The sequence below is a fragment of the Flavobacterium sp. genome (assembly GCF_031423415.1).
Classification (GTDB): domain Bacteria; phylum Bacteroidota; class Bacteroidia; order Flavobacteriales; family Flavobacteriaceae; genus Flavobacterium.
The window spans coordinates 1-9,600 of record NZ_JANPFL010000092.1 but is presented as its reverse complement, the minus strand read 5'-3'; the positions used below and the strand labels follow the sequence as shown (position 1 = coordinate 9,600).

Genomic DNA, 9,600 nt, shown 5'->3' with positions numbered 1-9,600 from the left:
TAAAAGAACCTGTTAAATAATCATTACAAACAAATCTTTTAAATTCTTCCGAATATATAGATTGCCACTTTGAACTACTTACTCTTGAATATCTTTCCATATTTTTACACTTTTTTGTAAATCTATTTTAGGACAAGACAGTTCCAAATAGTATACTTTTTCATTATGGCCTAGCAACTTTATGAAGTACTGTAAATACGGTTTGCTAAAGCTAGAAGTAATCTAAAACAAAAAAGCCAAGAATTTTTATGTTCTTGGCTTCTTATATTTTATTTTTTTAACTATTTTCCTCTAAAAGGACGTTCGGGTCATAACCAAAGAGTTTCTTTTTCTTAATGATTTTGGCCACACCAGTAGGCAACATCGTTTCCCAACCTGGTTTACACTGACGAATCATTTTGAGCACTTCACGAGAAAACACTTCTAAGTTTTTAGGATTATAGTTTTCGATATCCACCACTTTACCATTGAATTTAAAGAATTTATACAATTCTTTGATTCGAGGATGTATAATTAGTGTGTCAGATGTTGTAATTACGCCATTTGCGTCTAGCATAGGATATAAATATACTTTCAGATCTCGGTAGAATAGTTTTCCAAAAGCTTCTAAGATCCCACCACTCAAATGGCGATAGTATTTTTCGTCAAAAATTTCTATTAAATTATTAACACCCATTGCCAATCCCATTCGGGCTTTAGTGTATCTTGCAAAATATTCGACCACTTTGTAATATTCCTGAAAATTAGAAATCATCACCGTTTGTCCTAAAGAACAGAGCAATTGCGCCCTATCCATAAAGTCTTTTTCGTCAATTTCACCTTCCGAACGTAAATTAGAAAGCGTTATTTCAAAAATGACCAAAGTGTTCTCTTGAATCACTTTTTGCTCTTTGAGAAACATTTTTAATGATTCCTCATACATATCCATATTTACTTTGGTAACAGGACGAAAACTTCCACGAATGGCAAGGATATTTTTTTTGTACAAGATGGCTGCAGGAAGAATGTTTTTACCTTCTGGGTCGAATATTACCGCATCGGTCATGCCATTTTTTACTAATTGTAAACTCATCAAACGATTGTCAACATTGGCAAACCGCGGTCCAGAAAAGTTGATGGTATCTATTTCTAACTGGTCTTTGTCAAGGTGATCGTATAAATAACGCAGTAAATGTTTAGGGTCATTGTATTTGTAAAAGGCACCATAAATTAGGTTTACACCAAGTATACCAAGCGTTTCTTGTTGCAAACGCACATCGGTTTCCTTGAATCGAATGTGAAGAATAATCTCATTGTATTCTTCTTCGGGTTCCAATTGATATTTGATACCAACCCAACCGTGTCCCTTGAATTGTTTAGCAAAATCAATAGTAGCAACCGTATTTGCAAAACTGAAAAAGATTTTGTTGGGGTGTTTTTTTCTGCTTAAACGTTTTTCAATTAAGCCCGCTTCGTGACTAAGAATTTTTTTGAGACGGCTTTCTGTTACATAGCGACCGTCTTCTTCAACACCGTATATGGCATCACTAAAATCTTTATCATAAGCCGACATCGCTTTTGCAATGGTTCCTGATGAACCTCCTGCTCTAAAAAAATGCCTTACTGTTTCTTGACCAGCACCAATTTCGGAAAAAGTCCCGTAGATGTTTTCGTTCAAATTGATACGAAGGGCTTTATCCTTTAAAGAAGGGATTTGTTCGATGATTTTGTCACCTTTTAATTTAATTTCCGTGTCTCTTTTCATAAAGAAATCGCTGTTTTGATGCAAAGTTAGTAAAAAATGTTTCAAAATGCAGAGATTTATTGCTATTTTTGTACAATTATTAACAAAGGGTATATTTGATGAATATTTATTTTTTAGGAACTGGTACATCTCAAGGAATTCCTGTAATTGGGAGCAATCATTCGGTATGTCAGAGTACCGATTCTAGAGATAAGAGGCTCCGTGTTTCGGTTTGGATTCATTGGGACAATTATTCTTTTCTCATCGATTGTGGCCCCGACTTTAGACAACAAATGCTCCAATCGAATTGTCAAAAAGTAGACGCGATTCTCTATACTCACGAACATTCGGATCACACAGCAGGATTAGATGACATTCGCCCGTTTTTCTTTAAGCAAGGTGATATTCCAATTTATGGTCATCAACGTGTTCTTGGAAATTTAAAAAAACGATTTGATTACATCTTTGAAACGGAGAACAAATATCCCGGTGCGCCTTCTGTAAGACCAATAGAAGTGATCAATAATCAGCCTTTTTCCATTGGAAATAAAACAGCTATTCCTATCAATGTAATGCATGGTAAACTTCAAGTCTTTGGTTATAGAATTGATGATTTTGCTTACTTGACCGATGTAAAAACTATAGAAAAATCTGAAATTGACAAATTGCACAATTTGAAAGTTTTGGTCATTAATGCTTTGCGTGAAGAGCCTCACAATACTCATTTTAATCTGCAAGAAGCATTGGATTTCATCATTTTAATCCAACCAGAAAAAGCCTACCTTACACACATCAGCCACATTATGGGTTTTCATGAGGCAGTACAACAAAAACTTCCTAAAAACGTTTATTTGGCTTACGATAATCTGCAAATTACCATTTAATATTATTTTGAAATGAAAAACTCATTATTACTTTACCTATTTATTATTGTTTTGCTTTTGAATGTTTTTACCTATATGTATTTCAGCAAAGAAGTAGCTTTCGAAAAAGATCAATCTGCAAGAACAGAAGCAAAGTTGAACAAGGATTTAGACGCTGTCAAGACAAAACTGGCTGATGCCACCTATTTTTCATTGGAAAAAAATGAAAATGCCCAGAATTATTTCAATCCTGACAATGCCACAAAGACAATTCAAATAGAAAAACTGATTCCTGTTGTGACCGAAAAATTATTGGATTTAAATACCAATCCTAAAGGGAATCCTTATGTTGGTCAAGATCAAATTGGAGCCAATAAATTCATCATCAATAAAGTAAAAATCTTAAACCATCGTTGGATTATTGCCGATTTTAGTGACGGAGAATATTGGGGTGAAGTACTAATAAAGTATTTTGTCAATGAGGATGAAACAATTTCTTTTGAAACATTTGAATCTTTGTTGTATCAAAAATAATAGTTTTTTAGAATTCAGCGCTCTTCCGGATGTCAGTCCCTAATAATAAGTTGACCCAAAAAGTAAAATTAAATTATAGCCGATCTAAGACTATTGTGCAAATTAGTATTAGTATTAATAGCTATTATGCAAATAAGTACCTAATCTTTATATTTTAAGAAACAAAGGCGCTAGTACTTCATTAAAATTATTGGGTTTCCAACAAATTAATCTATAAAAAAGTATGAAAAGTAGTTAAAAATATCTCTTTTTAAAATTATTTTTAACATTTTTATTTGTTTAGTAATATAATTATTAGTTAAATTTGACCAATATTATTAATCATAAACCGTTAGCCTATTCTATAGCATTACTTTTTAGAGGAAATTATTCCGAATTTATTATAAACTAAAAGGTATAAGCATGGCTGATAGTAAACTTCCAGACGCTTTATTGGTAAAGAAATACGTTGATGGCGATGAAAATGCCTTGAACGTTTTAATCAATAGACATCAATCCAAAATTTTTGGTTTTATTTATTCAAAAATCTCTGATAGAGATATTTCGAATGATATTTTTCAAGACACCTTTATTAAAGTTATTCGAACTTTAAAATCTAAATCCTATAACGAAGAAGGCAAGTTCTTACCGTGGGTGATGCGAATTGCGCACAATCTGATTATTGACCATTTTCGCAGAAGCAAAAAAATGCCAATGTTCAGAGAAACTGAAGAATTCTCTATTTTCTCTATTATGTCCGATAATTCGCCTACTATAGAAAACAAGATAATTCAAGAACAGGTAGAAGTCGATTTGCGCAAATTAATCGACGAACTTCCAGCCGATCAAAAAGAAGTTTTAATTATGCGTATGTATCAAGATATGAGTTTCAAGGAAATTTCAGAATTGACAGGGGTTAGTATCAATACTGCTTTGGGCAGAATGCGGTACGCTCTAATGAATATGAGAAAAGTTATTAACAAACATCAAATAATTTTAACAAGTTGATACGATACTGTAAATTTTAGCGTTCTAATAAAAAACTATAATTTATTAGTATATGGCAAAAATTTACACTGCAAAAAAATTAGTTACCAATTCAATGAAACCAAAAAAAGAAACCATTTCTTTTTTATTAAATTACTCAAAAGCGTTAAGCGTTTTAAAAGTAAATAATAAAAGTTTCGAGATTATAGCTAATTAATAAAACGTCCCGAAATTATCGGGACGTTTTTTTATAGTATTCATCCAAAACTGATTTTTTGCCGACCATTTTTGTGATAATATCCTTTTCTAAATCCCAACCTCGAGCTGGAGAATATTCACGCCCGTACCAAATCATTTGAAGATGTAAATCGTTCCAAGTTTCCTCTGGAAAAATTCGTTTCGCATCTTTTTCGGTTTGGACAACATTTTTTCCATTAGACAAATTCCATCGGTACATCAATCTATGAATGTGCGTATCGACCGGAAAAGCTGGCACACCAAAAGCTTGTGACATCACCACACTCGCCGTTTTATGCCCTACCGCTGGCAATTCTTCCAAACTCTCAAAACTTTGCGGCACTTTTCCACCGTGTTTATCAATCAAAATATGCGATAAACCGTGAATCCCTTTCGATTTCATTGGCGACAAACCACAAGGACGAATGATTTCTTTGATTTCTTCAACCGACATTTTTATCATATCGTAGGGATTATCGGCTTTCGCAAAAAGCAAAGGCGTAATCTGATTCACACGAACATCCGTACATTGTGCCGAAAGCAAAACGGCGATGAGCAGCGTATAAGGATCTTTGTGGTTCAGCGGAATCGGAATCTCGGGATATAATTCTTTTAACGTATTTATAACAAACGTTACCCGTTCTTGTTTGGTCATTTTTCACTAAATTTGAATTGTAAAATTACTACAATTTTTATAATGTGCCTAATCCAGCTTTCCGTTTCAACGCCTCATTTTTGCAGCTTTTTTTCTAAGCAATAGCAAGAGCTTCCTTTGGTCGCTTTGCTATTTCAAGAAAAATTAACTTCAAAAACTGCGGGGTTTTCACTGCAATTTGGGGCAAAACAACCAACACCTAAAACCTAAAAACCAACACCCAACACCCAAGACCCAATTATGACAACATTAAAAAAAGGAGACAAAGCTCCCAGTTTTTCAGGACTAGACCAAGACGGAATTCCACACAAATTAGCCGATTATGAAGGAAAAAAACTAGTAGTTTTCTTTTATCCAAAAGCGAACACCCCAGGTTGCACCGCCGAAGCCTGCGATTTAAGAGATAATTTCGAACGTTTTAAGGCTAATAATTACGAACTTTTGGGCGTCAGTGCCGATGGCGCAAAAGCGCAAGCCAAGTTCAAGGATAAATACAGTTTTCCGTTTCCATTATTGGCAGACGAAGACAAATCGGTTATTCAAGCCTTCGGAGTTTGGGGACCAAAAAAGTTTATGGGAAAGGAATATGACGGCATTCACAGAACCACCTTCATCGTCGATGAAAACGGAATTATTGATGAAATAATATCCGATGTAAAAACCAAAGAGCACGCAGCTCAGATTTTGAAGTAATTACAACTGATGCAAAAAACGCCAAGAAAAAAACCTTTTTTTTGGCGTTTTTGTTGTTTAAAAAATACTTCTTTTGATTGTCCGCAATTACCCCTAATAGCATTCAATTCAATATGATGCACAATTTTTTATTCCAAACCACCATCCTACTATCGTCTTAAAAAATGCTTTCAATTTAAAATTCACTTGTTTAAACTTGAATTGAATATTGAACGGTGAAGTTTAAAAACAATTCAAGAAAACGAAGTTAAATTTGTAATTATATAGAATGGATTTTTGGTAAATCTCGAAGGAACATTTGATGTGCAAACTTCCTTTATTTTTTAATCGTTTAAGCCCCTATTTGTGTAAAAAGTTTTTTTTGTAAAATAGTTTTTGTAAAACAAAAAAAGGTTCCTATATTTGCAACCGCATTGAGAAATCGAATGCACTTTATTGGAGAAATGGCAGAGCGGTCGAATGCGGCAGTCTTGAAAACTGTTGACTGTAACAGGTCCGGGGGTTCGAATCCCTCTTTCTCCGCTTAATTAAAACCCTAACCACTGTTAATCAGTAAGTTAGGGTTTTTTATTTTGATATTTTCCCAGCATCTTCCCAACAATAAAATTAAAATTTATTTACAATAGAATACAATCCTTTTGAGCTGTTTTTAGCTTGTAAATTCCATTCTTGATACAATGGAAGCATTTCACAGAAAACATCGTTATACGGCTTCGCATAGCCCTCTTTTATCATAATTTCGTTTAAAACTCTACCATCATTTAGAATTAAATATCCTAAATGCCTTCCGTATTTATCAACTAAATTATTTTCTTCCTGTACTAATATGCAAACATCCCCCAAATTAACTTGATCCTTTAAAAAATTAAAAGATAAAAAACCTAATTTGATTAACAAAGCAGCTGGAATTTGCAACTCTTTTTCATCCTTTTTTATCTTATTACAATAGTTAATCTCCGGTGCATCTATTCCATATAATCTCACTTCAAATTCCTTTTTAGAAATAATATCTTTTAAAATAATACCATCCCCATCAACAAATTTTACTATTTCTAGAAGGTTTTTTTGCCTTGTCATTTCTTTAGCACCAAATTGCATCATATTGCGTTTTTTATGTTGTTGTTTATCAGCGTTTTATGGTGTAAACTTACAATAAATTTTTAATAATAAAAACAATTAAAACGTAAGCTTATGGCTAGACAGAAAGGACATATCAAATATGTCGGGACGTTAGGTGAAGTTCGTCACTTCAAAATTAAAGGTAACGAAGGTTATTTTGCAGGTCTAAAAGGTGGACCAACTGCGGAACAAGTAAAAACTGCACCTGGTTTTATTCGTACTCGTGAGAATATGTCCGAATTTGCGGCTTGTGCCAATGCAGGTAAATCTGTTAGAATTGGATTATCATCATTGATGAAACAAATGTCAGACAGTCAATTGACTGGACGACTTACAGCAATTATGAAAAAAATCAATATTGAGGATGGTTCTGAAGCTAGAGGGCAAAGAGCTGTTTTAGTATCTCAACAACCACAGTATTTAAAAGGGTTGGATTTCAATCGTAATATTTCGTTTAATGGAGTATTTAATGCACCATCAACATTAACTGGTACAGTTGACAGAAACGAAAGTACATTTAGTGTTCCAGAATTCAATCCGCTTACAAATATGAACATTCCTTCTGGAGCTTCACATTTTAGAATTATCAACGCTTTGTCTGTTGTTTCGGATACTATATTTAATGCTGCCACTGGATCTTATGAACCTGCTGAACCTGCGTTAAATGAAATTTCAAACATCGCTTATTCGGATTATACCCCTGTAAATGCAGTAACCCCATTGATAGAAGTTACAGCTTCATTGCCTGGTGCGCCAACAATGACTGCGAATGTGGCTGTTTTGGGTAGTATTGGAATAGAGTTTTATCAAGAAGTAAGCGGAATTTTCTACTTATTCAATGCTGGTAACGCATTAAAAGTCCAAGAGGTATTATAAAAAAGACCATCAGTTTGCAAGTTTGCAAAGTCTGCATTATTGCAAAGTAAGCCCTTTCGAAAGAGAGGGTTTTTTATTTTGCACCCATTTCTCTATAATGTGCAATCATATAGGGGTTATGGTGCATTTAAGTGCGGAATAAGTATTAGTCAATCTATTCGTAATTATGATACAATATAATCAGTCCTATATCAATCTTCCATTTGATAATTTGGTAAAATTCGGTATGGTGTCGGATTAAAAATGAGGTTATCGCTTTACTTTTTTCCATTAAATTTTTGAAAAGAAAAAAAGAAAAAAAAGAAAGTCGTCGTAATAGTGGAGGTTTCAAAAGAAGTCAAGTTTTTTTGAAAAAATACTACCCGATATATTATCGGAAATTTGGGCGTGAAAACGGAAATGAATGTTGTTGCGAAACGGTATGGGTGGAGATTTTTTCAAAAACCCGTAGGGCTTGAACTTTACTTTTTGAAACCGTAACTTAAATTTACTTTCTTTTTTTTATTTTTTTTGTAGCAGAATGTTTCTTGATTGGGTTTCTCGGGGATGCTTCTTTTGAAAACGGCAATCAAACACCCCCAAGCACCGCAAGGAATGGAGCTAAAATGTAGCGATAGCGGAATTATAGCGGAATGTATGAGGAGCGAAGAGGCGGTGTTGCGGCAATCGAACAGCCACGCTAGACCGAGAACGAAACGTAGCTTAAGCGAAGTGTAGTGAAGGGATAGCAGCGTGTAACGGCGGGGAAAAAATATAAGTCAGCCTTTTGGCGTTCCTTGATTTAGGGCAAAGTGAAGTTTTTACTGAACGGTGCTAACCCCGATGGCTGTGCGAAGGAGCAACCGCTGAAAATACTGAGGGCGGCAGACATAATACGGCTGGAATGTAGAGAAAGGAAAGAGAGAGCTTTCAGCGTAATGAAATGGAGCGTTAAGCGAACGAATGACTGTAACGAAATGAAGCGGTATTGTGGATGCATAAGCCCGACCGAACGAAGGGTAGAGACCGTGTGAAGATGAGGAACGAACAGCGGAAAAAATATAGCTGCTTATTTTCAAGCTGCTATATTTTTTGTGCTGTGAAGTGTCTGTGGAACGGAGGGAAACCTGATAATTGAATTGAAATAATAGATTACCTAATTACCAAAAATGTTCTTATGAAAATTTAAGGTTGACCGACTGGAACAGCCGAACGGAACAAAGGGAACGACCGAAGAGAGACCGCTTGATTGCCCGTGTTGTTGATACCGTAAATGTTGAATGGTGTCTTATGCTAATTTAGAACGAACTCTAAACAATGGTTTTTCAATAATACTTTAAAATAGAATACTGCAAATAAATTATTCCTTTTTATTTTCTAAAAGACCTGCAAAATTAATTGTAGGTAAAATAATAGGATTTAATCCTGCATTAATTGTAACGGTAGAAATGTACGCTCTAATAAAAGGGAATAATATAGCTGGTGCATTAATAGATACAAAAGTACTTTCTAAAAAACTTTTAGAGATTGCATCATCAGAAGAAAAATAACCAATAAAATTACATCTAATATTAGTATCATCTTCTTTACTTGATATTTCTAATATTAAATTTAATTCAAACTCGTTATCAGCTGTTGCGTTTTTCCTTGCTTTTTTATCGATATTTAAATTAACATCGGTAGGCAATTTGCCGTTAATATACTCGTCGGAAGCATTAAAAACAAGCTCAATACATTTATACCCTTTAAATGAAATTTTTGCAGGTGTATTTTCGTTATTTTCCATATTGCGAAGTTAAAAAAAAACCCGCATATTTAGACTGCCCCCAAAAAGTTAGACACTATTTGGGGGTATTTTTATGGAAAGAAAAGTCAAGTATGATTATGCATTTAAGCTTGAATGCGTAAAATTAATTTTAGAAAAACATTACTCTTGTAATTATGTTTCTACACAA

The 9,600-nt window shown here is 34.0% G+C and carries 9 protein-coding genes and 1 tRNA gene; 6 read left to right on the top strand and 4 right to left on the bottom strand.

Translation table 11 applies throughout. The features are described from left to right. Nucleotides 1-277: 277 nt before the first annotated feature. Entirely contained in the window at nucleotides 278-1,744 is a 1,467-nt protein-coding gene (locus RMO83_RS08250) for a TonB-dependent receptor (protein WP_310559202.1), read from the bottom strand. A gap of 98 nt (nucleotides 1,745-1,842) precedes the next feature. Between RMO83_RS08250 and RMO83_RS08245 the strand changes: the two genes are divergently transcribed. The 3 genes from RMO83_RS08245 to RMO83_RS08235 all read left to right on the top strand — a co-directional run bounded on the left by RMO83_RS08245 (nucleotide 1,843) and on the right by RMO83_RS08235 (nucleotide 4,107). Beyond that, entirely contained in the window at nucleotides 1,843-2,607 is a 765-nt protein-coding gene (locus RMO83_RS08245) for an MBL fold metallo-hydrolase (RefSeq protein ID WP_310559201.1), read from the top strand. A 12-nt stretch (nucleotides 2,608-2,619) separates the two neighbouring features. After that, the gene (locus RMO83_RS08240; RefSeq protein WP_310559200.1) at nucleotides 2,620-3,120 is read left to right on the top strand and encodes a hypothetical protein; all 501 of its coding nucleotides are present in this window, start codon (nucleotides 2,620-2,622) and stop codon (nucleotides 3,118-3,120) included. A gap of 402 nt (nucleotides 3,121-3,522) precedes the next feature. Further along, nucleotides 3,523-4,107, top strand: coding sequence for a sigma-70 family RNA polymerase sigma factor (locus tag RMO83_RS08235; RefSeq protein WP_310559199.1), 585 nt, complete (start codon nucleotides 3,523-3,525; stop codon nucleotides 4,105-4,107). 211 nt (nucleotides 4,108-4,318) lie between these two features. On the opposite strand, the gene nth is transcribed toward RMO83_RS08235, so the two are convergent. Next, a complete protein-coding gene (nth, locus tag RMO83_RS08230; RefSeq protein WP_310559198.1) occupies nucleotides 4,319-4,978 on the bottom strand; it encodes an endonuclease III in 660 nt (219 codons plus the stop codon). Nucleotides 4,979-5,218: 240 nt separating this feature from the next. Here nth and bcp point away from each other — a divergent pair, with 240 nt between their 5' ends. Together bcp and RMO83_RS08220 are read left to right on the top strand one after the other, a co-directional pair. Further along, nucleotides 5,219-5,671 (top strand): thioredoxin-dependent thiol peroxidase, encoded by a 453-nt coding sequence (gene bcp, locus RMO83_RS08225; protein ID WP_310559197.1) that lies wholly within the window; start codon nucleotides 5,219-5,221, stop codon nucleotides 5,669-5,671. A gap of 437 nt (nucleotides 5,672-6,108) precedes the next feature. Further along, nucleotides 6,109-6,193, top strand: a tRNA-Ser gene (locus RMO83_RS08220). Nucleotides 6,194-6,277: 84 nt separating this feature from the next. On the opposite strand, the gene RMO83_RS08215 is transcribed toward RMO83_RS08220, so the two are convergent. Further along, entirely contained in the window at nucleotides 6,278-6,772 is a 495-nt protein-coding gene (locus tag RMO83_RS08215; protein WP_310559196.1) for a thermonuclease family protein, read from the bottom strand. A gap of 90 nt (nucleotides 6,773-6,862) precedes the next feature. Here RMO83_RS08215 and RMO83_RS08210 point away from each other — a divergent pair, with 90 nt between their 5' ends. Continuing rightward, complete coding sequence (locus tag RMO83_RS08210; protein ID WP_310559195.1) at nucleotides 6,863-7,666, top strand: hypothetical protein; 804 nt, start codon at nucleotides 6,863-6,865, stop codon at nucleotides 7,664-7,666. Nucleotides 7,667-9,005: 1,339 nt separating this feature from the next. Here RMO83_RS08210 and RMO83_RS08205 read toward each other — a convergent pair. Beyond that, nucleotides 9,006-9,431: a protein-export chaperone SecB gene (locus tag RMO83_RS08205; RefSeq protein ID WP_310559194.1), complete on the bottom strand. Its 426-nt coding sequence runs from the start codon at nucleotides 9,429-9,431 to the stop codon at nucleotides 9,006-9,008. Nucleotides 9,432-9,600 lie beyond the last annotated feature (169 nt).

What these genes read in the sequence shown, in the direction of transcription:
- RMO83_RS08250 (WP_310559202.1), bottom strand. Translation starts at nt 1,744, where the DNA reads ATGAAAAGAGACACGGAAATTAAATTAAAAGGTGACAAAATCATCGAA.
- RMO83_RS08245 (WP_310559201.1), top strand. Translation starts at nt 1,843, where the DNA reads ATGAATATTTATTTTTTAGGAACTGGTACATCTCAAGGAATTCCTGTA.
- RMO83_RS08240 (WP_310559200.1), top strand. Translation starts at nt 2,620, where the DNA reads ATGAAAAACTCATTATTACTTTACCTATTTATTATTGTTTTGCTTTTG.
- RMO83_RS08235 (WP_310559199.1), top strand. Translation starts at nt 3,523, where the DNA reads ATGGCTGATAGTAAACTTCCAGACGCTTTATTGGTAAAGAAATACGTT.
- nth (WP_310559198.1), bottom strand. Translation starts at nt 4,978, where the DNA reads ATGACCAAACAAGAACGGGTAACGTTTGTTATAAATACGTTAAAAGAA.
- bcp (WP_310559197.1), top strand. Translation starts at nt 5,219, where the DNA reads ATGACAACATTAAAAAAAGGAGACAAAGCTCCCAGTTTTTCAGGACTA.
- RMO83_RS08215 (WP_310559196.1), bottom strand. Translation starts at nt 6,772, where the DNA reads ATGATGCAATTTGGTGCTAAAGAAATGACAAGGCAAAAAAACCTTCTA.
- RMO83_RS08210 (WP_310559195.1), top strand. Translation starts at nt 6,863, where the DNA reads ATGGCTAGACAGAAAGGACATATCAAATATGTCGGGACGTTAGGTGAA.
- RMO83_RS08205 (WP_310559194.1), bottom strand. Translation starts at nt 9,431, where the DNA reads ATGGAAAATAACGAAAATACACCTGCAAAAATTTCATTTAAAGGGTAT.